This is a genomic window from Roseateles sp. 22389, assembly GCF_052044995.1.
GTDB lineage: Bacteria > Pseudomonadota > Gammaproteobacteria > Burkholderiales > Burkholderiaceae_C > Roseateles.
This window is the reverse complement of sequence record NZ_JBQEOF010000019.1, coordinates 1-21,052: the sequence shown is the minus strand read 5'-3', so window position 1 is coordinate 21,052 and position 21,052 is coordinate 1. Positions and strand designations below refer to the sequence as shown.

20 protein-coding genes are annotated in these 21,052 nt (G+C 71.3%); 5 read left to right on the top strand and 15 right to left on the bottom strand.

Annotated elements, in window-relative coordinates:
- Positions 1-6: 6 nt before the first annotated feature.
- A complete protein-coding gene (gene sctC, locus ACTJKJ_RS21560) occupies positions 7-1,902 on the bottom strand; it encodes a type III secretion system outer membrane ring subunit SctC (protein WP_440821931.1) in 1,896 nt (631 codons plus the stop codon).
- A complete protein-coding gene (locus ACTJKJ_RS21555) occupies positions 1,902-2,132 on the bottom strand; it encodes a hypothetical protein (protein WP_343605015.1) in 231 nt (76 codons plus the stop codon). The genes sctC and ACTJKJ_RS21555 overlap by 1 nt, the downstream gene beginning before the upstream one ends.
- Positions 2,133-2,396: 264 nt before the next feature.
- Here ACTJKJ_RS21555 and ACTJKJ_RS21550 point away from each other — a divergent pair, with 264 nt between their 5' ends.
- Genes ACTJKJ_RS21550 through ACTJKJ_RS21540 form a run of 3 tightly spaced genes read left to right on the top strand, consistent with a single transcriptional unit; the run spans position 2,397 to position 6,255 of the window.
- Complete coding sequence (locus tag ACTJKJ_RS21550; protein ID WP_440821929.1) at positions 2,397-2,810, top strand: hypothetical protein; 414 nt, start codon at positions 2,397-2,399, stop codon at positions 2,808-2,810.
- A 13-nt stretch (positions 2,811-2,823) separates the two neighbouring features.
- Entirely contained in the window at positions 2,824-3,537 is a 714-nt protein-coding gene (locus tag ACTJKJ_RS21545) for a lytic transglycosylase domain-containing protein (RefSeq protein WP_297381585.1), read from the top strand.
- 6 nt (positions 3,538-3,543) lie between these two features.
- A complete protein-coding gene (locus tag ACTJKJ_RS21540; RefSeq protein WP_440821927.1) occupies positions 3,544-6,255 on the top strand; it encodes an ankyrin repeat domain-containing protein in 2,712 nt (903 codons plus the stop codon).
- A gap of 33 nt (positions 6,256-6,288) precedes the next feature.
- Here the strand turns inward: ACTJKJ_RS21540 and ACTJKJ_RS21535 are convergent, their stop codons facing one another.
- The 5 genes from ACTJKJ_RS21535 to ACTJKJ_RS21515 all read right to left on the bottom strand — a co-directional run bounded on the left by ACTJKJ_RS21535 (position 6,289) and on the right by ACTJKJ_RS21515 (position 10,849).
- Positions 6,289-7,776 (bottom strand): helix-turn-helix transcriptional regulator, encoded by a 1,488-nt coding sequence (locus ACTJKJ_RS21535; protein WP_183491942.1) that lies wholly within the window; start codon positions 7,774-7,776, stop codon positions 6,289-6,291.
- A gap of 264 nt (positions 7,777-8,040) precedes the next feature.
- On the bottom strand, positions 8,041-8,499 hold the full coding sequence (locus tag ACTJKJ_RS21530; RefSeq protein ID WP_297381579.1) for a hypothetical protein: 459 nt from the start codon (positions 8,497-8,499) through the stop codon (positions 8,041-8,043).
- Positions 8,500-8,575: 76 nt separating this feature from the next.
- Positions 8,576-9,385 (bottom strand): hypothetical protein, encoded by an 810-nt coding sequence (locus ACTJKJ_RS21525; protein WP_183480173.1) that lies wholly within the window; start codon positions 9,383-9,385, stop codon positions 8,576-8,578.
- Positions 9,386-9,507: 122 nt separating this feature from the next.
- On the bottom strand, positions 9,508-10,335 hold the full coding sequence (gene sctT, locus ACTJKJ_RS21520; protein WP_440821924.1) for a type III secretion system export apparatus subunit SctT: 828 nt from the start codon (positions 10,333-10,335) through the stop codon (positions 9,508-9,510).
- Between the two features lies 1 nt (position 10,336).
- Positions 10,337-10,849, bottom strand: a complete 513-nt coding sequence (locus ACTJKJ_RS21515; protein ID WP_297381572.1) for a hypothetical protein — start codon at positions 10,847-10,849, stop codon at positions 10,337-10,339.
- A gap of 474 nt (positions 10,850-11,323) precedes the next feature.
- On the opposite strand from ACTJKJ_RS21515, the gene ACTJKJ_RS21510 reads away from it, so the two are divergent.
- The gene (locus ACTJKJ_RS21510; RefSeq protein ID WP_091733542.1) at positions 11,324-12,127 is read left to right on the top strand and encodes a winged helix-turn-helix transcriptional regulator; all 804 of its coding nucleotides are present in this window, start codon (positions 11,324-11,326) and stop codon (positions 12,125-12,127) included.
- Between the two features lie 7 nt (positions 12,128-12,134).
- Here the strand turns inward: ACTJKJ_RS21510 and ACTJKJ_RS21505 are convergent, their stop codons facing one another.
- The 8 genes from ACTJKJ_RS21505 to sctU form a co-directional block, all read right to left on the bottom strand.
- On the bottom strand, positions 12,135-12,590 hold the full coding sequence (locus ACTJKJ_RS21505; RefSeq protein WP_297381569.1) for a CesT family type III secretion system chaperone: 456 nt from the start codon (positions 12,588-12,590) through the stop codon (positions 12,135-12,137).
- A 3-nt stretch (positions 12,591-12,593) separates the two neighbouring features.
- Positions 12,594-13,589 (bottom strand): hypothetical protein, encoded by a 996-nt coding sequence (locus ACTJKJ_RS21500; RefSeq protein ID WP_440821921.1) that lies wholly within the window; start codon positions 13,587-13,589, stop codon positions 12,594-12,596.
- Complete coding sequence (sctS, locus tag ACTJKJ_RS21495) at positions 13,586-13,846, bottom strand: type III secretion system export apparatus subunit SctS (RefSeq protein WP_091733548.1); 261 nt, start codon at positions 13,844-13,846, stop codon at positions 13,586-13,588. Before sctS ends, ACTJKJ_RS21500 begins: the two co-directional genes overlap by 4 nt.
- 101 nt (positions 13,847-13,947) lie before the next feature.
- On the bottom strand, positions 13,948-14,556 hold the full coding sequence (gene sctR, locus ACTJKJ_RS21490; protein WP_404932682.1) for a type III secretion system export apparatus subunit SctR: 609 nt from the start codon (positions 14,554-14,556) through the stop codon (positions 13,948-13,950).
- A gap of 50 nt (positions 14,557-14,606) precedes the next feature.
- Positions 14,607-15,725, bottom strand: coding sequence for a FliM/FliN family flagellar motor switch protein (locus ACTJKJ_RS21485; protein WP_440821919.1), 1,119 nt, complete (start codon positions 15,723-15,725; stop codon positions 14,607-14,609).
- The gene (locus tag ACTJKJ_RS21480) at positions 15,722-16,396 is read right to left on the bottom strand and encodes a type III secretion HpaP family protein (RefSeq protein WP_440821917.1); all 675 of its coding nucleotides are present in this window, start codon (positions 16,394-16,396) and stop codon (positions 15,722-15,724) included. Before ACTJKJ_RS21480 ends, ACTJKJ_RS21485 begins: the two co-directional genes overlap by 4 nt.
- A gap of 21 nt (positions 16,397-16,417) precedes the next feature.
- A complete protein-coding gene (gene sctV, locus ACTJKJ_RS21475) occupies positions 16,418-18,472 on the bottom strand; it encodes a type III secretion system export apparatus subunit SctV (RefSeq protein ID WP_440821915.1) in 2,055 nt (684 codons plus the stop codon).
- 24 nt (positions 18,473-18,496) lie between these two features.
- Positions 18,497-19,663: a type III secretion system export apparatus subunit SctU gene (gene sctU / locus ACTJKJ_RS21470; protein ID WP_440821913.1), complete on the bottom strand. Its 1,167-nt coding sequence runs from the start codon at positions 19,661-19,663 to the stop codon at positions 18,497-18,499.
- Positions 19,664-20,038: 375 nt separating this feature from the next.
- Here sctU and ACTJKJ_RS21465 point away from each other — a divergent pair, with 375 nt between their 5' ends.
- Positions 20,039-21,019 carry an IS110 family transposase gene (locus ACTJKJ_RS21465; protein ID WP_440819474.1) on the top strand — a complete coding sequence of 327 codons (981 nt, stop codon included), beginning with the start codon at positions 20,039-20,041 and terminating at the stop codon, positions 21,017-21,019.
- Positions 21,020-21,052 lie beyond the last annotated feature (33 nt).

Sequence of the window (21,052 nt, the reverse complement as noted above, 5' to 3'; positions counted from 1 at the left end):
GGCGCTTCAACGCGCCAGCGGCGCGGTCGGCGCGCCCGGATCCATGTCGCTGGCCGGGGGCTGCGACAGGGCGGGCGCGGCGTTGCCGCCGACCAGCTTGGGCGTGATCAGGAACAGGCGCTCGGTGCGCGTGGCGCGGCTGCCGCTCCATCGGAACAGGCCGCCGACCAGCGGCACGTCCTTGAGCAGCGGCACGCCGGACTGCTGGTCGGTGCTGGCCTCGACCATCAGGCCGCCGATGAGCAGGCTCTCGCCTTCGCGCACATGGGCCTCGGTGCGGATCTCCGTCTTCTTGAGCACCGGCACCGCGTCGACCGAGGTGGCCTCGAAGTTGCCGTCCTCGATGTAGAGCGAGAGCTTGATCTGGTTGACGCCGCCGCTGGACACCACTTGCGGCGTGACCTGGAGCAGGGTGCCGGCCTCGATCTGGTAGAGCTTCGCATCGAGGTTGCCGGCCACGCGCACCGTGGCCACGCGCTTCTCCTTCATCACCGCGGGCCGGTTGGCGACGCCGAGGACCGAGGGCTTGGAGACCACGCGGGCCTTGCCCTCGCCCTGCATCGCGTTGATGCGCAGCATCAGCTGCCGGCCGGCGTCCGCGACCAGCGTGCCGATGGTGTAGGTGCCGTTGCCCAGCATCCCTTGCCCGCCGCCGGTCTGCGGCGGACCGCCACCGGGCGAGGTCACCGACAGCTGGCCGCGGTTGCCCTGCACCGACCAGTCGATGCCCAGCGAGCGCGCGTTGTCCTCGCTGACGTCGATGATCATGGCCTGCAGCTCGACCAGCACCGGGCGCTGGTCCAGGCGCTGGATCAGCGCCTCGTACTCGCGCATGCGGTACGCGCGGCCCTGCACGATGACGGCGTTGGTGCCCTCGTCGGCTTCGAAGCGGGGCTGGTCCTCCTCGAAGTTGACGGGGCTCTTGAGCGTGCGCGCGCTCTGCCCCGGCTTGTCGGCGCCAGCGCCCGGCCCGTGGCCTTGCCCGGAGGAGGGCAGTTCCGGCACCAGCTTGCCGGCGCCGTACATCGACTGCATCGCCTTGATCTTCTGGTCGACCGGATTGGCCGGCTGGCCGCTCACGGTGTCGGGCTGCAGGCTCTGGGCGGCATAGAGGTTGCGCAGGATGGAAGCGACGCCGGGCACGTTGCTTTCGCCGAGCAGGCGGTCGTTGGCGGACGCGAAGCGCAAGGGGAACACGCGCACGACGCGCTCGTTGCCCTCGGCGGCGCCCAGGTCCAGCGAGTCCAGCGCCTGCGCGATGAGGTCGATGTGGCGCGGCGGACCGTAGGCCAGCAGCGTGCGCTGCGCGTCGTTGAAACGCAGCGGATAACGCTTGTCGCCCAGGTTCAGCGAGTTCAGCAGCTCGGTGACCTCGCGGCGGCTGTAGCCCTTGAGCCGGAACATGCGGCTCTGGACCGCGCGCGCCGGATAGAAGTACAGCGCGGTGCCGTCGTCGTACCAGATGAGGCCGTAGGCCTTGGCGATGGCGCTGAGGAAGACCGGCGGCGAGCTGTCGAAGCTGGCGTTGACCACGCCGTCGACGCCATCGCCGACCACCGCCGGCACGCCCTGGCTCGCGGCGAAGTCCTGCAGCACGTCGGACAGGCGGCGGCTCTCGGCGCGGTAGACGAAGCGGCGCTCCAGGCGGCGGTCGCTGGTGGCCGCGCGGGTGCGGGGCTTGGCCGAGGCTGTCGCCGTGGACGGGACCACGGAGGTGCCCGCCGGAGCGGGCGCCGTCGGGGATGCGGCGGATGCGGCGGGCGTCGCGGACACGTTGGACGCGGCCGGTGCCGCGCCGCGCGCGTCCTGCGCCAGCAGCGTCGCGGGCGCGCTGCCCGAGCCCGCGACGGCCATCGCCACGCAGGCCGCGAGCGCGCGGCGCTGGAAGTCGGGCGCCCGCATCACAGCGGCTCCGCGTCGGGGTCGTCCTCGTCGGGCTCTTCTTCCTCGAAGAACTTGCCCAGCGCGTCTTTCATCATGCCCTGGCCGCCTTGGAAGATGCCGCTCACCACCTGCTGGAAGGCCTTGGACTTGGTGATGTCGCCGCCGCCGTCATCGCTGGGCGGCACCGGCGTGCTGCCGGGCGTCGAGGGGCTGGGGCCGCCCACTCCGTTGACACCATTCACCGACATGGTCAGCTCCTTCTTGTTGACGATGCGGAGGCTAGGGCGCGGGCCGGCGGTGAGAGGTCGGTGACACGAAGCGGCGTCCGTGACCGCGAACCGGCGACGGGCGGGGGGGCGGTTGCGATCGGTGCAGCCCGCGTTCGCATGCGCGGACGGGCCTTCGCCCGGCGCCGGCCGAGCCCGCCGTCGATGCGGACACTGCGACGGGACCGGGCCGCGCGCATGGCGCTGGCGTCCCGCGCCTTCCTTCAAGCCTCAACAGGAGCCCCCATGCTGACTGCCCCCTCGCTGGCCGCCGCCGGATACAACGACTTCTTCGCCTCGCTGCAAACGGTGCAGATGACCGTGCAGACGCAGGTCGAGCGCTTCCAGGCGCTGATGCTGGAGATCAAGCGCGTCAGCGCCGCGCACCAGGACGACGAGAGCCTGCGCCGCGCCGGCGAGATCGCGCTGAAGCTGCATCGCGTGCACACGCTGCTGTTCGGTGGCGCGCTGATGGCGCAGCCGCAGGACGCGACGACCGGTGCCGCCACCGCCGCTGCCGACGGCGACGCGATCGACCTGGACGGCGCGATGGCGGAGTTCTCCTCGCTGCTGAGCCGCACCCGGCTGGCCTCGACCGAGGCCGAGCTGCTGCTGGCGCAGGCGAGCGAGGAACTGGCCGCGCTGCGCGGCGAGGCCTGATGGAGCCCCGGCGATGACAGCCGGACCTCGCGCTTTCCGCCCCGCCTTGCGACCGGTCTTCTGGCCGGCCGTGTGCGCCGCGGCGATGGTCGCCGGCCCCGCGGACGCCGGCGTGCGCTATCGCTGCGAATTGCTGGACGGCAGCGAGCGGGTCGCGCTGGAGGACCTGTCGGCGCGGTTCAGCGCGGCGGTGCGTCGATGCACGGCCTTCGAGGTCGCCGACCTGCCGGGGCCACGCATCGAGACCGAGTTCACGACGCTCGCCTTCGCGCGACCGAGGCCGTCGCCCGCGCCGCTGACCTGGCGGACCAACCCGCAGCCCCTGGCGCTCGGCGCGCCGCACCTGCAGCGCATGGTGCAGCAGGCCAGTCGCAAGCATGGGCTGGATCCGCGCCTGGTGGGCGCGCTGGTGCATGTGGAGTCGGCCTACCAGACGCAGGCGCGCTCGCCCAAGGGCGCGCTCGGTCTGATGCAGATCATGCCGGCGACGGGCGCGCGCTACGGCGTCGCGTCCAGGCAGGACCTGCTCGACCCGGCCACCAACATCGACGTCGGCGCGCGTTACCTGCGCGACCTCAACGAGATGTTCGACGGACGCGTCGACCTGGTGCTGGCCGCCTACAACGCGGGCGAGGGCGCGGTGAAGCGTTATGGCAACCGCATCCCGCCGTATCGCGAGACGCAGGACTACGTGCGCAAGATCCTGAAGCTCTACGAAGGGGAGTGAGCGGCGATGGGCATCCACCGCCTGCCGCCGTCGCCGCGCTTGCCGACGACACCGGCGCCGGCCGGCGCGTCGACCGGCGGGCCGGCCAGCGCGTCGTCCTCTTCGGATCCCGGCGGCATGCCGGGCTGCGGCTTGCTGAACGGGCTGCTGCGGCTCGGTCGGCCGCCGCCGGTCCGGTCGCCCGCCAGCGAGGCGCGCGCGGCCATGCGCCAGGGCGACATGGCGCGGCTGGAGCAGGTGCTCGTCGCTGAGCCGGCGCTCGCCGTGGCGCAGGACGCGCACGGCGACAACCTGCTCGGGGCCGCGGTGCGCGGCGGTCATCTGGATGCGATCCGGGTGCTGCTCGACTACAGCGGCCTGTTCCCCGGCGGCGAAGCGGCCCTGGTGAATCACCGCAATGCCAAGGGCGAGACCGCGCTGGGCCTCGCGGCCGCGGGCGGCGATGTCGACGTGGTCCTCTTGCTGCTGTCCGCGGCCACCCTCGACGTCAACGCGACCAATGCCAAGGGCAGGACGCCCTTGCACCAGGCGGTGGAGCGCTCGAACGCGCTGATCGTCGGCGCGCTGCTGGCGCACGAGGCGATCCGTCCGGACCTGCGCGACGCCCAGGGCGACACCGCCTTGCATGTCGCCACCGCGCGCGACGACGCCTTGTGCCTGGAGCTGCTGCTCGATGCGCCCGGGGTGGCGGTCAATCCGGCCAATGCCCGGGGGCAATCGCCGCTGCGGCTCGCGATCGAGACCGGCAAGCTGGAGGCGGCGCGTGCCTTGCTCGAGAACTGGCAGGTCGATGTCGACGCGCTGGACGGTCCGCAGGGGACGCATCTCCTGCATCGCATGGCGGCCGAGGGCGGCTTCGAGCCGGCATTGGTGACCCTGCTGGCGTCGCATCCGCTGCTGGCCAATCGCCCCGATGGCCACGGCCATACGCCGCTGGACCTGGCCATCGCCAACGACCAGCATGCGGCGCTGGCCGCGCTGCTGGGCAGCGACCGGGTCGAGACCGAACGGCTCGACGAGCAGCTCCGCGGCCCGCTGCAGCAGGCGCTGGAGCGCATCGCCGAAGCATCCGCGGGCCATCAGCGGGACCGCCGCATCAAGACGCTGCGGGTGCTGATGAACGCGCGCACCATCGATCCCAACGAGATCTTCGCCAATGGCGAGACCTTGCTCACCCAGCTGTGCGCCCGGCCCGCGGGCGACGATCCGCGCGGCGGGCAGGTGCTCGCATCGGCCACGCTGGCCGAGCTGCTCAAGCGCAGCGACGGCCGGCTCGACCTGAACAAGGCCAACGCCCATGGCAGGACGCCGCTGGAGGTCGCGGCCGGCACGGCCGACACCGCCGACGCGGGCAATGCTGGCAATGCGGCCAACACAGGCAACGCCGATCTGCTGCGCCTCCTGCTGAAGGACGCCGGGGCCGATCCCAACGTGCTGGTGGGCTGGCTGACGGCCTCGCCGGAGCAGGCCCACGGGCGGCTGCATCCGCATGGCCAGCGACTGTCGCGGCCGGAGCTCGAGCGCTTCGTCGACAGCACCCTGGCGCAGTGGGCCGACAAGCCGGATGCCTCGGGCCGGCGCCATCGCCTGGCCCATGTCGCCAATGCCGCGCTTGGGGCGCGGTTGGCCGCGCGCGAACGCGCCGACCTGGCGGCGGGCCGTGCGCCGCCGGCGGACTGCGCCAAGGGCGCCGTGTTCCGGTTGTCGCTCGCGGTGGAGCAGTGCCTGGACACGCAGCAATATCGGCCGCTGGCCGAGCGGGCGGCCGCGCTGCTGGCTCAGGCGCCCGCTGGCCAGCGCGCCTTCAACCTCCAAGGCGTGGAGGTGTCCCGCACCGAGATCGAGTCCTGGGCCGCGGGCAAGCTGCCGGAGGGCGGCGTGAACCGCCTGATCGATGACCGCGTCGCGCAGGCCGGGCTGGCCAATGCGCACAACATCGGCCTGACCGCGCGTGGCCACCTGATCATGCAGGCCATCCGCGAGCGGCTTCCCGCCGAGCGGCTGACCGAAGCGCAATGCATCGCCGCGGTGCGCGCCGCCATTCAAGCGGCGCCGGACGTCGATGCCGACTGGCGGCGCCAGGCGGCGCTCGGCCTGGACAAGGCCCTCGCGCACACCACGCGGGTGGGTGAAGGCCTGGACACCACGGTCGGCGAGGCGCTGACGACGATGTGGAACCACATCGCGTCGCAGGCCGCGCCCGCATCGCCGGACGAGTCCGAGGCCGACGCGGCACGGCGGCGGGCGTTGCACGGCGCGCTGACGCGCTCGCTGCTCGACAGCATGGTCGACATGAGCGCGGGCTACTGCGATACCGGCTGCGTGCAGCGCATCCTCTACTGCGTCGACGGCATCGACCTCTCGCTGCTGCCCGCGGAGCCGACCGCTGAGCTCATCCGCGACGAAATCGGCACGCTGGCGGGCCGGGTGAACAACCGGTTCGAAGCGCTCTACGGCGACAGCGAGGCCGACCTGAAGGCCAAGGGCGAGGGGGTGGCCAAGGCCTGCGCCGATGGCACGCCATTGAGCGCGAAGGAGCGCAAGCTCATCGCGCGCTACCAGCGCCAGCGGCCGATCGACGAGCAGTTGGTGATCCAGCTGAAGCAGGACCTGCTCGAGGCGGCCGTCGTCGGCGAGCTCGTCGAGCGCCGGGGCTGGAGCCCGGCCGCCGTGCGGCCCGAGCTCGACCGGACGAAGGCGTTCATGAACGACCTGTGATCGCCCCGGGACCGTGAAGGCCCCGGGCGCCGCTCAGCCGTGCAGGCGCGTCGCCGTGGCTTCGTCTTCGGTCGTGCCGCGCAGCGTCTGCGTCGGCGTCTCGTCGAAGCGGCTGCGGTAGTTGTGGACCAGCGTCGAGCGGTTCTTCACGCCCCAGCGGGAGGCGACCTCGAGCACGCCGGCCTCGCCGCCGCCGGCCTGCAGGTCGCCGTGGATGCGCTCGACGCGGCGGGTGCGGATCATCTCCGCCGGCGTGACGCCCAGGTGGGTGCGGAAGGCCAGTTGCAGCGCGCGCTCGGTGACGCCGACATGCGCGGCGACCTGGCGCACCGACAGATGCTCATCGGTCAGGTGATCCATCATGAACTGGTAGGCGCGGCGATAACGCAGCGGCAGCCGCAGCTTGGCGGGATCGCCGGCATCCGCGCCGGCTTTGGCCTGTTGCAGGAAACCCGGCGCGCGACCGGCCGCCGCGTAGGTGCGCAGCGACTGCACCGCGTGCTGCGTGTGCAGGCGGTACAGCCGCAGCGCGTCGAGGTGGCGGCCCTGCTGCTGGTGCAGCTTGGCCTGGCAATACTGCAGCTCCAGCGCGTGACGGCTGCGGTGCATCTGCTGCTCGTTGAAGGTCAGCGGCGCCAGCAGCTCCGAGGCGGCGTGCGACGCGCCGCGGCCCATCAGCATCAGCGCGCCCTCGATGCGGGCCTGGGTCTCGAACTCGCTCAGGCGGCGGTCGCGCAGCCAGGCCAGCTGGTGGGCGACCTGGGCCGCGGCGGCCGGGCCGGTGCAGTCGGCGGCGAGCATGCGCCGCAGGTGATCCATGCGCGCCGCCACCAGCGGCGACCAGCTGCGGACCGCGTCCGCGGCCGCGCCGAGCTGCTGATGCATCAGCGTGTTGTCCGGCGCCTCGGACGCGCCTTCGCGGTAGACCGAGCCCAACGCGTGGTCGTTGAGCGCGTCGCCGCCGCGCTCGCGGTGCAGGGTCGCCAGTTCCAGCGCCATGCAGTCCACGAGCTGCGCGAAGCGCGGGTCGCCGAGCGAGGCGGCCAGGTTGCGCGCCGCGTCCAGCGAGCGCATCGCGCTGCCGCAGTCGCCGGCGCGCAGCATCGCCTGCGCGACGCCGGCCATCGCCTCGACGCGGGCCGCCACCGGCGCGCGGGCGTCGTCGCCGACGGGGCCCAGGCAGTCGATCGCGCGGCCGGGCTTGTTCAGGTGCAGCAGCATCGCGCCCTGGTCCATCGCGCCGTACCAGCGCACCATGTGGCGCGACATCGCTTCGTAATGTCGCAGCTGGCGCTGGAACAGCTCCTCGGCGTCCTCCTCGCGGCCGCAGGCGAGCATCGCGCGGCCCAGCAGCTGGCCCAGGGCCGCACGCTGCGGCGCGGCGTCGGGCGTGCGCTGCAGGCGCTCGAAGTGGTCGCCGCCCATCCGCAGCGCGGCGGGCAACTGGCCCTCCAGCGCCAGGCGGGCCAGTTCGCCATGCAGGGGCGCGGCGCGCAGCGAGGTCATTGCAAGCAGAAGCATGGAATCTCCATCGGGGTCGTGAACGGAATGACGCTCATGCTAGGAGGGAGCCCCTTCGCGATGGATCACAAGGCCTCGGCGAAATCCTCACGAATCCTCTTTTCGTTTCCCGACAGTTTCACGGTGTTGCCGTGTCATTCGTGAACGGACGCAACAGCGCTTGCCGGTGCCCGGCGCGCGTGCAAAAGCGACGAGGCCCGCGCGTCTGTCGACGGGCGGGCCCGGGGGAGCGGCGGATGCCGCGCAGGACAAGAGGCGCCGGCGTCAGCCGGCCGCCTGCGCGATCTTCGTGCCGATGTCCTTGATCGCCTTGGCCTGCGCCTCGACGAAACCCTTGACCATCTGCAGCTGCGCCATGTCCATCTGGAATTTCATGTTGATCTCGTTGATCTCCCGGAGGTTGTCCATCGAGGTCTTGGCGTCCTCCTTGGCTTGCGTCGTGGACTCCTTGCCGCCGTTGGCCAGGATGCTGTTGGAGCCCTCGTTGTGCGGGCCCGGCTTGTTCGGACCGTCGGGGCCGCCGGGGCTCTGCGGCACCAGCCCGAACTTTTCGCCGATGCTCGCGCGCGGCGCCATGCCGGTGTCCGCGGAGGCGCGCGTCTGCAGGCCGATCGGCGCGTCCTGGGTCTGGGGCGGTGCCTGGAGGTCCGACGGCTTCAGCGGTGTCGGCTGGAAGTCCGACGGCCGGACCAGCGGGGTATTGATGCCGGAAATTTCGGGCATGGTGAGCTCCTGGGGATGGCTGCGTGGCAGCCGGGTGGGGAGGTGCGCGTCCTGGCCGGGCGCGCGGACGGGGAAATCAATCCTTGGGCAAGGGCCGCGCGCCGGTCTTCCACCGGGCCGCGAAGGCGGCGGCGACCGCGCCGGTGTCGCCCTCGGCGCCGGTGAACAGGGCGCGCGCCACCAGGCGCGGGCCGACCTCGCGGGCCAGCGGCTCCGCGGTCTCGCCGAGCTCCAGCCCGGGCTCGTTGAGCACATGGCGGGCGACGCGTCGCGCGGCCTCGAGCAGCGCCCGCGTGGCCAGCGCCACCTCGGCCTCCGAGGCCGTCGCGCCGAGCGCGCAGCGCAGGCGCTTCACCACGGTCAGGCACTGCGGGGACTCGGAGAGCGCGGCCAGGCCGGCGATCGCTTCGGCCGTCAGGCGCGCGGTCTTCGCGACGAAGCAGCGCGAGGTGTCGACCACCAGCCGCCGCGACAGCGTGTCCACGTGCAGCGGATGAGCCCCGAGATCGCCGAGCACGCGCGGCGCGGCATCGACCAGCCGGCGATAGGCGAGGGCGTCCACATAGGCCTGGTCGAGCCCGCCGCGCAGGAACATCGCCAGCGACGGCGACAGCACGCCGGCATGGCCGTTCACGAGTTGAGCCAGTCGCAGCTGCAGGCCTTCGACGCTGAAGCAGCGCACGGTCAGCAGCGTGTCGCCGCCTTCCGCCGCGCGGGCGGTCTTCCAGACCGTGCCGACGTCGACGTCGAACAGGCCGCCCTGGGCCGCGTCGTCGCGGCCGCGCCGCGGCAGCGGCGGGTCGAGCATCAGATGCGGGGTGAGCGTCGCGTGCGCGGCCGTTGCGGCGGCGCCGCGCAGGGCGGTCGATGGTGAAGCCAAGGTCATGACGGGTCCTCCTTCCAAGGGACAGCTTGGGTGGGGACAGCATCCGCCTCGCGGCGGCGGCGCGCACCGGGCAGGCGAAGCGGCATGGAGGGATACGAAACGCAACAGCCGCGCGCGGCGCCTCAATGGGCCGACTGGAACCAGGCCCCCAGGTCGCGCGCCATCGTGTGCAGCGCCAGCTGCGGCTTGACCTGGTCGAAGAACACCGCCACCAGCAGCACCAGCATCAGCAGCGCCACCGCGCCCTTGATCGGCTGGCTCAGGTTGTTGGGCTCGAGCTTGTCGGCCGTCTTGGAGATCAGGCCGATGCCCAGGTCGATCAGCAGCAGCACCATCACGACCGCGCTGCAGATCTTGATCATGGCCTGCAGGTAGCCGGTGATCTGCGCCTGCAGGAAGCGCTCGAGCAGGTTGGACCACTCGGGCATCGCCCGGTCCAGCGGCCACCACTGGAAGGATTCGAACAGCAGCCCCACCAGCGCCAGCAGCCCGCCCAGCAGGTAGAAGCCGCAGATCGCCAGCTGCGACAGCAGGTTGCCCACCGGGGTGCTCTGCTCGCCGCTGAGCGGATTGGTCTGCTGGACGTTGTTGTAGCCGGCCTGGTTGTCGATCAGCACGCCGATGCCCTCGGCCACCCAGAACACGGTGGAGACCGCGTAGCCCAGCAACAGCCCGATCAGGCCCTCCTTGGCGATCAGCACGCACAGGGCGAAGGTCGACAGGTTGTCCACCACCTGCAGCGGCTGGCCGCAGGCGATGAAGATGCCGATGGTCAACGCCAGGCCGTTGCGCACCACACCCTGCAGCACCTGGTCGTTGGTGACCGGCAGCACCAGCATCGCGACGTAGCCGCGCAGGCTGCACAGCGCCAGCAGCGTCAGCAGGCTCTTGAGCGATTCGCCGAGGTGGATGAGCGCCTCGGTGCCGCCCAGCGGATCCGGGGCCGCCATCTCAGGCCGCCTCCGGCTGGCGGTCGGGTCGCGCGGCGAGCAGGCGAGCGACCGAGGCCTCCTCGGCCTCCTCGTCCTGCTGGTCGTCCTGCTCGGCCTGCTGCGTGCGGAGCGTGGTCTCCAGCCGCTGCCGGCAGCCGTCGAGCTGCTGCTCGCCGCGCCGGCGCGCGTGCTGGGCCGACACGACGGCCTGCTGCGCCGCCTCGACCTGCCGCTCGCCGTCCTGCACCCGCTTGGCCGCGGCCAGCGTGGTCCGTGTGGCTTCCTCGAGCAGGTGCTGCAGCGTCACCAGGTCGCTGGGGCGGAACCCCGCCGCCGTGCCGGCCAGCGCGTCGAGCTTGGCGCGCTGCGCGTCCTCGCGCGCGCGGCAGCCGTCGGCCTCGGCCGTCAGCGCCTCCAGCTGCTGCTGCCGCTGGCGCGCCTGGGCCCGGGCGGCATCGAGGGCCGCGTCGAGCTGTTCCAGCCGGCGCTCCTTCAGCCGGACAAGGGTGCGCCATCCGCGCGTGCTGCTCATGGGTCGGGCCTCCGTGAATGGGAAGGGATGGCCATGCCGCGTCGGGACAGCCGCTGGCGAGCTTGCGCCGCGCGAGGGCATCATCCGGCGCGCGGCGCGAAGCCGTCCGCGCGACCGCGAAGCGCTGATTCGCATCCCCGATCACGGCATCCGGGGCGAGTGGCGTCATTGCTGGAGATAAGTTGGTGATAAACCGGAAACGAAGAGGAGAGGAGCCGGACGTGAACGTTACAGAGCGTTGACCTGAACCCTGTATGAACCGCCTCAGGATGTGCTTCTTGTCACAACAAGGGCCATCGAGACGCAACTGAACGTGAGCCAAACTGGAACCCTGATAGATCAACAAATGAACTATTTCGCTCAAGGCGACGGCTTCGGGATCGGCCGTCATATCGGAACGGGGAGCCGTTCCCAGCCGTCACGACGGCATGCGATGGAAGACACATTCCACCGTCGTGGCACAGGAGAAATTCAGTGAAGCTCGTTGGACTGTTCATCAACAAGGCCCGGCAGGCGGCCTTGGTGCGCGACCTGTCGGCGCATGGCGTCGAGCTCCGGCCGATGCCGTCGTCGGCGGCGCTGCTGCAGGCGATCAAGCGCGGGGAGGCGCAGGCGGTGCTGCTGGAGGATGCCGACACCAGTCTGATCGACTGGCTCGCCATGCTGCAGCTGCGCCTGGGCGGCGTCGTGCCGATCCTGGTCGTCGGTGGAGACAACGCTGTCGGCATGGTCGACGCGATGGCGCACGGCGCGACCGACTACGCCGACTACGTGGACTCGGTCGAGCCGCTGCTGACGCGGCTGCGGGCCCGCGTCGGCCGGCCGCAGCAGCTGCGGCGCATGGGGCTGGAGGTCGGCCCGTACTCGCTCGATGCGGCCGCGTCGGCGGTGCGGCGCGACGACCAGGAGATCAGCCTGACCGCGCGCGAGTTCGCGCTGGCCTGGGTGCTGTTCTCCAATGCCGGGCGGGTGGTCAGCGCGTCCAGCCTGACCGCGCGGGTCTGGGGCGGCGGCACCGACATCTGCAAGCGCACGCTGGAGCAGCATGTCTACCGGCTGCGGCGCAAGCTGAGCGGCGGCGCGACCGGGGCGGTGGTGCGGATCCAGGCGATCTACAGCATCGGCTACCGGCTCGACCTGCTGCATGAGCAGCCGCTGGCCTGGGCCATGCCGGACTACGGCAGCGCCGCCACCGCCCAGCTGCCGCTGCATGCGCGCGGCCTGCCCCAGGAGCAGCCGCCCGGCTACCTGCGCCATCTCTGGCCCGGCGAGTTCTGAGCGGGCCTCAGGCGCGGATCCAGAAGTAGTCGCCGGCGCAGATGCCGGCGAACATCTCCTCGGTCGCATTGGCGATGTTGTCGCGCCAGTAGCGGCCGTGCTCGGCGTAGTGGGTCAGGGTCTCGGCCAGCCAGGGCGCGTCGATGCTGTCGCCCAGCGGCACGCGCACGATCAGCACGATGCCGCCGGTGTCCGCATGCAGGCCCAGCTGCGCCTGGTCCTGGGCGTAGACGCTGAGGTTGGCTTCCAGCAGCAGCCGGAACACGCGCAGCGTGCGGCCGGCGGTGACGATGCCGTAATGGAAGTTGAGGTACATCGCGCCGGGATCGTTCGAGAAGTTGGCGAGGTTGACCTCGAAGCCCTCGACCTCGATGGTGCCGCGGCGCAGCACGGCGTCGGCATCCGGCAGTTCGATGAGCCGGCAGAGGTCGCGGACCAGCGACTGGAAGCGTTCCTGGCTCATGGGTCACGCGGCCGGCGCGGCCATCGAGGTCGCGCAGACCATCTCGATGCGGTCGCAACTCAGGCGGGTCTGCAGCGGCGTCCGCGGCCGGTCCGCGTTCAGCAGCAGCAGGGGCAGCAGGGCGTGACGGTTCTGGCGCGCTTCCTCGGCAGGATCGGCGGAAGCGGCGGGATCGGTCGGCGCCGCGACCCGAGGGCCCGGTTCGGAACGCTGGTCGAGCAGCGCCTGCTTGACCCGCGCGAGCGTCGCCAGCGGTCCCGGTTCCGGGCGCGACTGCAGGTAGGCGCGCACCGCCACCAGGCGCAGCATGGCGACGCGCGCGACCAGGCCCCCCGGCGCACCGGGGGCCGCCCCGGCACCGCGCTGGCCCTCGGCCGCTTCCAGCTCGAGCAAGGCGCCGACGAGCGCCATCGCCCGGTACTCGGGCGACGCGGCGGCGATCGCGTCCGGCGAGGCTGGCGCCAGCGCGCGGGCGTTGGCGCCGGCCAGGGCCTCGAACGCCGACTGCCACGCACCGGCGCTGGCGCCGGACGACGGCGCGGAACGCGCGCCGATGCGCCAGCGACGATCGTGGCGCGCCTCCTCACGGCGGTCGTCCTGCTCGCGCTCGCCGGGATCGTCATGGCGCGTCAGCGGTCCCAGGTCCAGGCCGGGCGCGCGCTCCGGCTGCTCGGCCGCGGCGAAGCCCGGCATTGACGGCAACGGCGGCGCGTTGGCGTGCTCCTCATGGTCCGGTCCCGCCGCGCCGGTGCCGGGCGGCGACGGCGGCCGACGGCGCAGGGGCGTCGGACGGCGGGGCGGCGGCGGCGCGGGCGCGCGGACCGTGCGGAACACATAACCGCGGAACTGCCCCCGGTGCCCATGACCGGCCTGCGCCAGCGCGTCGTGCGGATCCAGGTTATGGCGGTGCGCCACCGCGGCGCTTTTGGCCTCGGACACGCGCGCCGCGGCGGCGGCGGCGTCTGCGGCCAACTGGCGGCGGATCGATCCGGCGCTCATAGGAACATCGCCGCGAGCAGGTTCTCGGAGAAGCGCAGCAGCGTCGAGCCGGCCCAGGGCGCGCAGATCGCCACCACCACCGTCACCGCCAGCAGCTTGATGCCCTGCGAGATGCTGGAGTCCTGCAGCGAGGTGATCGCCTGCACGAAGGAGATCAGCAGGCCGACGATGGCCGACACCGCCACCGCGGGCAGCGACAGCATCAGGCACATCATGAGGGCTTCGGACGTGAGGCGGATGATGTTCTCGTAATGCATGGCGGGTTCCGGTCGGAGCGCCCCGGAGCGGGGACGCAGGGAGGCGCGAGGCACGCGAGGGACGCCCGTGGGGGCGGCCATCGGCGCGGGGCAGCGGCAGATCAGCGGTAGGTCAGCACCAGCCCGTGGATGAGCTTGGGCCAGCCGTCCAGCACGATGAACAGCAGCAGCTTGAACGGGATCGCGACGTTGGTCGGCGTGACCTGGGACAGGCCCATCGCCAGCAGCACGTTGGCGATCACCAGGTCGATGACGACGAAGGCCAGGTAGAGCAGGAAGCCGATGCGGAAGGCGGCCGAGAGCTCGGTCAGCAGGAAGGCCGGCGCCAGCACCAGCAGGTCGTCCTTCTTGAGCTGCGCGGCGCGCTCGGCCGGCCAGATGGCGGCGGCGGACTTCAGGAAGAAGGCCTTCTCGGCCGGATCGGCGTGTTTGTCGAGGAAGCGGCGGAAGGGCTCGCGCGCGGCGTCGGCGGCGCCCAGCAGCTGCTGCGCGTTGGACTGCGTCGCCGAGGTCGAGGCGCCGCGCATCTGCTCCGAGGCCTCCATCAGCACCGGCGCCATGATGTAGCAGGACACGATCATCGCCACGCCGTTCAGGACCATGTTGGGCGGCACCTGCTGCACGCCGATGGCGTTGCGCAGCAGGCCCAGCACGACGGCGATCTTGGTGTACGAGGTCACCACCATCGCGGCGAACGGCAGCACCGCCATCGCCGCCAGCACCAGGAACAGCGAGACCGGATCGGTGCTCGGCAACGGCATCATGACGACAGCCCCGGGGTCAGGCCGGTGGAGGCGGCGACGACGCCGGCGCCGCCGGACGCCACGCCCAGGCCCATCCGCACGATGCGCACGCCGAGCTGGTCGCCGATGGCCACCAGCTGGCCCAGGCCGAGCGTCTGTCCATGGCAGACCAGGCGCACCGTCGCCTCGGGCAGCGGCACGTCGAGCTCGATGACGGCGCCTTCGCCGAGGCTGGCCAGTTCGCCCAGCGCGATGCGGGCGCTGTCGATCTCGAAGGACACCGGCACCTGCAGATGCTCCAGGCCTTCGGCCGGCGGCATGGCCAGCGGCGCGGCGGCCGCCTCGTCGACGAGGCGGGGCGGGGCCGCGAGGTGGGCGCGGGAGGCATCGAGGTCGAGGTCGGCAGTGGCTTGCATCGTGATTCCCAGTCCGAATTTCAAGGTGACGCGCCAGCGCGGTCCGGCGCGACGCGCGGCGCCGGCCAGCACCACGTCGCCGGGGGTCAGGCCGTGCAGCGCGCGCTGGCCCAGCGGTCGCTCGAAGAGCGCGAGGCGCATCGGCACCCGCAGCGCGGCCAGCCGTCCCAGCGGCGAGGCCGTGCCGTCGCGCATCAGCGCATCGAGGTGGTCCGCCAGCGCGCGATCCAGTCGCACCAGCGACAGTTGCCCGGCACCGACGTTCAGCGCCGGCAGGCCGCCATCGCCGACGGCCTCCGACGGATAACGGCGCACCGCGCCGACCCGCAGGCCGGGGAGCAGCGGCGCCAGTCGCGCGGCCAGCGGCGCCAGCAGCGCGTCGGCGACCTCGCGGGCCAGCTCGGCATCGGGCAGTTCCGCCGCCATCGCCAGCGCGGGCCATTGCGACGGATCCAGCGCCACGTCGGCGCGGCCGGCCGCGCTGCGCAGGTCCAGCGACAGCAGTTCCGTCGGCGGCCGCGCCGCATGCACCTGCGCGGCCAGGCCCAGCCGCTCGGTGAGCCAGCGCGGGAAGCGGCCGTCGAAGCCGAGTCGCGCCGCGCGCGCCGCCGCCGGCCGCAGCGCCGGCAGGCGGCCGGTCAGGCTCTCCGCGCGCGCCACGGCGCCACGCGGGGGCGGGGCGGTGGTCGGCGTCGGGGCGGTCAGCAGCTCAGGCGTCATAGGACTTCGATGTCGATGCCATGGGGCAGTTGGGGCAGGCGCTCGAGCTGATCGAGCAGCCGGGGCCGGTATCGGCAGACTAGGTGGTGCGACTGCGGCGACTGCGTCGAGAAGCGAAGCGCGAGCCAGTGCTGCGAAAGGCTCAGCTGCAGCGTCGTGTCGGGCAGCACGGCCGGATCCATCGGGATCGTGACGGTCCAGTTCACGATGGCCGGATCGGCGCGGGCGCACAGGGTGGCGATGGACGCGGCCATGCGCTCGGGCCAGTCGTCCGCGGCGGCGGCCGGCATGTCCGGTCCGTCGTCATCGGCGGGGACATCGAGCGCCTCCGGCGCCTGTCCTTCGTCCTGCGGCGGCAGCACATGCAGGATCGCCGCGGTGCGCGAGGTGGCCCTTGGTGCCGCCGGCTGGGCGAGCGCGCCGTGACGGTCGGCGGGGGCCTTGGAGCCGGCCCCTGGCGTGGAGGCGGCGCTCGTGTCCGACGCGGTCGAGGCGCTCGACGACGCCGGCGTGGCGGCTTCGGCCGTCTCCTGCCTGCGCGGCGCGCCGAGCGTGCGCCTGAACCGGTCCGCCGACTGTTGCGCCGCTGCTTGCGCGGCCGCGGCGGGGCGCCCCGCGACCTCGGCGGGTTGCAGCAGCCGCAAGGGGCGGCGGGGCTCGGTGCGCGACATGGGGCCCGGCGGTCCGCGCGCTCAGCCGCTCACGCGGCCGATCGGCCGCAGCTCGACGAGGCTGCCCAGTTCCTGGAAGGAGTAGACGCGCAGCCACTCGAGCCGGCCCTCGATCATCTTGCGCACGTAGCGGCGGATGTCCATCGAGGTGACCAGCGCCACGCCCTGCGACGGCGCGCCGGCCAGCTCGGCGATGCGGTCGGTCAGGGCCATCGCGTTCTCCGGCGGCATCGCCAGGTAGTTGCCGGCCGGCGTGGGCTTGATGCACTGGCGGATCGCCTGCTCGATGGCGGGATCCAGCAGCACCGCCGACAGGTGGCCGCGACCCGCGGTCGCCTCGAAGGCCAGGTAGCGGCCCAGGTCGCCGCGCACGTACTCGGTGAGCAGCAGCATGTCCTTCTCCTTCGGGCCCCAGGCGATGAGGCTCTCGAAGATCGAGCGCACGTTGCGGATCGGCACCTGCTCCTCGAGCAGCCGGCGCAGCACCTCCGCGATGCGCTGCAGCGGCAGCACCTTCTGCACTTCGGCGACCAGGCCCGGGTACTCGGGCGAGACGCGGTCGATGACCCACTGCACCTCCTGCACGCCCATGAACAGATGCGCGTGGCGGCGCAGCACGCCGAAGACCTGCGCCGCGATCACCGACTCCAGATCCATGCACGCGCCGCGCTGCGCCTCGGGCACCGCGGCCGGCGGCAGCCACAGCGACTCGGCGTGATGCAGGATCGGCCCGTGGCGCTGCGCCGCGGCGGCGAGCGCGCTGGCCGGGTCGTTCAGCAGCAGCAGCCGGCCGGGCACCGTGTGCTGGCTGGCGGGCACGTCGTTGAGCAGCACGTCGAAGCGGTGCTCCGGCAGGTCGGCCGACACCCACATCGCCGCGCCGGGGAAGGGCAGGCCCAGGTGAGCCTGCAGCTTGTGGCGCTCGGATTCGAGCGCCTCGTCCAGGCGGTCGGCCTCGAGCAGCTCGCCCAGCGGACGCGACATCCGGATCGCCAGCGGCTTGGCGAAGTGGGGCGGCTGCTGCAGGATCGCGGGCGCGTCGCCCTTGCCGCCCTCGCGCTGCAGCGCGCTGATCGGCTTGGACAGCACGGTGGCTTCCTCCTTGCGCTGGCGCTTGCCCAGCCAGTGGGCGATGGCCACCAGGCCCATCGCCAGGCCGAGGAACTGCAGCGCCGGGAAACCCGGCACCAGCGCGAAGGCCATGGTCAGGCCGCCGGCCAGGTAGATGGCGCGCGGATTGCGCGAGAGCTGCGCGCCGATCTCCTGGCCCAGCGAGCGCGGCTTCTTCTCCTGCTCGTCGGCCACGCGGGTGATCAGCACGCCGGCGGCCACGCAGATGAACAGCGAGGGCACCTGCGACACCATCGCGTCGCCGATGGACAGCACGGCGAAGCGGGTCGAGGCCTCGCCCGCGGTCATGCCGTGGTACAGCACGCCGACCACGATGCCGGCCAGGATGTTGACCATCGTGATGATCAGGCCGGCGATGGCGTCGCCCTTGACGAACTTCATCGCGCCGTCCATGCCGCCGTGCATCTGGCTTTCCATCGCCAGCATGGCGCGTTTGCGCTTGGCTTCCTCGGCGGTGAGGATGCCGGCGCGCAGGTCGGCGTCGATGCTCATCTGCTTGCCGGGCATCGCGTCGAGGGTGAAGCGCGCGCCGACCTCGGCCACGCGCTCCGAGCCCTTGGAGATCACGATGAACTGCACCACCGTGATGATGATGAAGACGACGATGCCCACCACCAGGTTGCCGCCCACGACCAGGTTGCCGAAGCTCTCGATCACGTGGCCGGCGTCGGCGTGCAGCAGGATGGCCTTGGTCGAGGCGATGTTGAGCGACAGCCGGAACAGCGTCGTGAACAGCAGCAGCGACGGGAACGAGGACAGCGACACCGCGTTGGGGATGAACAGCGTCGTCATCAGCAGCAGCACGCTGACGGCGATGTTGATCGCCAGCAGCGTGTCGATCAGCATCGTGGGCAGCGGCAGGATCATCAGCGCCACGATGGCGACGATGAGCGAAGCCATCGTGAGGTCGTTGCCCATGGTGGGGCTGAGGCGCAGGGCGGCCATGGCGGCGGGTCCTTCCGGGTGGGATCAGGGAGTGGGCGGTGGCGCGGCGGGCCGCGGCGACTCGGTGGAGGAGGCGGCGGGCGCGGTGGATGCGCCGGATGTGGCGGGCGCGCCGGATGTGGAGGAGGCGGGCAGGGGCGCCGGCGAGGTCAGCGTGTGCAGGTAGGCGACCCAGCGCAGCACGGCGGCGACGGCCTCGAAGAGTTCCTCGGGGATGGCGTCGTCGACGGGCAGCTTGTGCAGCGCGCGCGCCAGCGGCGGGTTGCCGACGATGGGGACGCCGGACTTCTCGGCGATGGCGCGGATGCGCAGCGCCTCGGCGTCCATGCCCTTGGCGACGATGACCGGCAGCGGCGTCTCGCCGGGCTCGTAGCGCAGCGCCACCGCGTAGTGGGTCGGGTTGGTGACGACGACGGTGGAGCCGGGCACGCGCTGCTCGGGCGGCGAGGTGGCCATCTCGTGGGCGAGCTGCTTGCGCTGGCCCTTGAGTTGCGGATCGCCTTCGCTCTCCTTGTGCTCGCGCTTGATCTCGTCCTTGGACATCTTCTGGTCGCGCTTGAACAGCCACAGCTGCAGGCCGAAGTCGACCGGTCCGACGATGATGAAGACGAGGCAGCCGGCAGAGATCAGCTTGATCAGGGCCTTCCAGCCGAGCACGCCGACGCCGACCGCGTCGAAGTAGGCCGCGCCGACCAGCAGCGGCACCAGGCCGCGGATCATCACCCAGAGCACCGCGCCGAGCGCGATGGCCTTGGCCACCATCTTCAGGAAGTCGATGATCGAGCGGACGGAGAAGAGCTTCTTGACGCCCTCGGCGGGGTTGAGCTTGTCGAACTGCAGGTTGAGCGGCTCGAACGACAGGTTGAAGCCGACCTGCGCGAAGGACGCGATGACGCCCAGCGCCACCGACACGGCGACGAAGGGCAGGGTGGCGAGGAAGCCGGAGCGGGCGATGTCGACGGTGAGCGCGAGCAGCTCCTCGTTGCTCTTGGCGACGACGCCTTCGCGCAGCGCGCGGACGATGAGGCCGGAGAGCTGGTCGAGCGTCGACTCGGCCATCACGATCAGCACGATGAGCAGGCCCACCAGGCCCAGCGCCGCGTTGACGTCCTGGCTCTTGGGGCTCTGGCCCTTCTTGCGGGCGTCGTCGAGCTTCTTTTTTGTCGGCTCTTCGGTCTTTTCGCCGGACATGGTGGGCGGGCCTCGCGGACAGGAGCAGCGCGGCCGCTGCGACAGGGGTCAATCTAGAGGCCGTATCCATCGCCGCCGCGGGGCGAGGCGAAGCGATGCGATCGGGCGCGAAGCCGCTGCGGCGAAGAGCTCCAGGAAGAAGGCTGCGGCACTGCATAGGCCGCTGGCCCTCACCCCTCCCTTGTATCTTTCGTTTTGAGAGTACACACAGGTTTGTTTTGGCAGTTGTCCACAGCCCGTCTGCCCTCTGGGATACCTAGCCCGTGGGAGAGCATTTGGCGTGGACGACTGGCCGTCTGTTGAGCAAGCCCGAACAGTTGCTGGACGGCCGACATGCACTGGCGTGCTCGGACCTCGAATTTGCAAGGATGGGAAATGGCAGGCGCACCTGAACTGATTTTTGTTGGTATCGATGTTTCCAAAGCCACGCTTGAGGTGGCCTTGAATGACAGGGACAAGACGCAGACCTTCAGCAACGATGAGCCCGGTTTGAAGTCGCTGTTGGCGATGCTCACTGAGATGCGCGAGCGCGTGGGAGTCGTTCTGCTGGAAGCCACCGGTGGGCTGGAGCAGCCGGCGGCGGCGATGCTGTGCGCGCATGGTTTGGCCGTCATGGTGATCAATCCGCGCCAGGCGCATGACTTCGCCAAAGCGATGGGCTACCTGGCCAAGACGGACCGCACGGACGCGAAGATGCTGTCGCAGTTTGCGCGCACGCTGCATGCCAGCGACCGGCGCGAGCGACTGCTCTACAAACTGCCCACGGACGCGCAGGAGACACTGCTAGCCATGGTGACGCGGCGCAGTCAGCTCGTGGCCATGCGGGTGGCTGAGCACAACCGATTGGCGAGCATGCACGCGTCGCAGCGCAAGAGCATTCGCACCATTCTGAAGATGCTGGACCACCAAATCGGAAAGATCGATGACGATGCGGGCGGCTTCCTGAAGGAGCACTTCAAGGACAAGCTGGAGTTGCTCAAAGGGCTCAAGGGAGTGGGGCCAGGCACACAAGCGATGCTGATGGCTGCGCTGCCCGAACTCGGCCAACTCAAGCGACGCGAGATCGCCAAACTCGTGGGTGTGGCGCCGTTGAACAACGACAGCGGCACATTCAAGGGTCGGCGCTCCACCTGGGGTGGACGGGCCAATGTCCGTTCGGCGCTGTACATGGCTTCGCTCAGCGCTGTGCGTTATGACCCTGTCCTCAGGAGCTTCTACGAACGACTGGTGCAAGCGGGCAAGCCTAAGAAGGTGGCGCTGACCGCCTGCATGCACAAGCTGCTCACCATCATCAACGCCGTCATCAAGTCCGGCACCGCTTGGCAGCCCTCTTATCCACAGCCCGCGCTAGCCTGATTAGCGCTTGACTTGGAACACAGTTGCTCTCCC

Excerpts from the sequence above, each read along its gene's own strand:
- sctC (WP_440821931.1), bottom strand. The coding sequence starts at position 1,902 with ATGCGGGCGCCCGACTTCCAGCGCCGCGCGCTCGCGGCCTGCGTGGCG.
- ACTJKJ_RS21555 (WP_343605015.1), bottom strand. The coding sequence starts at position 2,132 with ATGTCGGTGAATGGTGTCAACGGAGTGGGCGGCCCCAGCCCCTCGACG.
- ACTJKJ_RS21550 (WP_440821929.1), top strand. The coding sequence starts at position 2,397 with ATGCTGACTGCCCCCTCGCTGGCCGCCGCCGGATACAACGACTTCTTC.
- ACTJKJ_RS21545 (WP_297381585.1), top strand. The coding sequence starts at position 2,824 with ATGACAGCCGGACCTCGCGCTTTCCGCCCCGCCTTGCGACCGGTCTTC.
- ACTJKJ_RS21540 (WP_440821927.1), top strand. The coding sequence starts at position 3,544 with ATGGGCATCCACCGCCTGCCGCCGTCGCCGCGCTTGCCGACGACACCG.
- ACTJKJ_RS21535 (WP_183491942.1), bottom strand. The coding sequence starts at position 7,776 with ATGCTTCTGCTTGCAATGACCTCGCTGCGCGCCGCGCCCCTGCATGGC.
- ACTJKJ_RS21530 (WP_297381579.1), bottom strand. The coding sequence starts at position 8,499 with ATGCCCGAAATTTCCGGCATCAATACCCCGCTGGTCCGGCCGTCGGAC.
- ACTJKJ_RS21525 (WP_183480173.1), bottom strand. The coding sequence starts at position 9,385 with ATGACCTTGGCTTCACCATCGACCGCCCTGCGCGGCGCCGCCGCAACG.
- sctT (WP_440821924.1), bottom strand. The coding sequence starts at position 10,335 with ATGGCGGCCCCGGATCCGCTGGGCGGCACCGAGGCGCTCATCCACCTC.
- ACTJKJ_RS21515 (WP_297381572.1), bottom strand. The coding sequence starts at position 10,849 with ATGAGCAGCACGCGCGGATGGCGCACCCTTGTCCGGCTGAAGGAGCGC.
- ACTJKJ_RS21505 (WP_297381569.1), bottom strand. The coding sequence starts at position 12,590 with ATGAGCCAGGAACGCTTCCAGTCGCTGGTCCGCGACCTCTGCCGGCTC.
- ACTJKJ_RS21500 (WP_440821921.1), bottom strand. The coding sequence starts at position 13,589 with ATGAGCGCCGGATCGATCCGCCGCCAGTTGGCCGCAGACGCCGCCGCC.
- sctS (WP_091733548.1), bottom strand. The coding sequence starts at position 13,846 with ATGCATTACGAGAACATCATCCGCCTCACGTCCGAAGCCCTCATGATG.
- sctR (WP_404932682.1), bottom strand. The coding sequence starts at position 14,556 with ATGGCGGTGCTGCCGTTCGCCGCGATGGTGGTGACCTCGTACACCAAG.
- ACTJKJ_RS21485 (WP_440821919.1), bottom strand. The coding sequence starts at position 15,725 with ATGACGCCTGAGCTGCTGACCGCCCCGACGCCGACCACCGCCCCGCCC.
- ACTJKJ_RS21480 (WP_440821917.1), bottom strand. The coding sequence starts at position 16,396 with ATGTCGCGCACCGAGCCCCGCCGCCCCTTGCGGCTGCTGCAACCCGCC.
- sctV (WP_440821915.1), bottom strand. The coding sequence starts at position 18,472 with ATGGCCGCCCTGCGCCTCAGCCCCACCATGGGCAACGACCTCACGATG.
- sctU (WP_440821913.1), bottom strand. The coding sequence starts at position 19,663 with ATGTCCGGCGAAAAGACCGAAGAGCCGACAAAAAAGAAGCTCGACGAC.
- ACTJKJ_RS21465 (WP_440819474.1), top strand. The coding sequence starts at position 20,039 with ATGGCAGGCGCACCTGAACTGATTTTTGTTGGTATCGATGTTTCCAAA.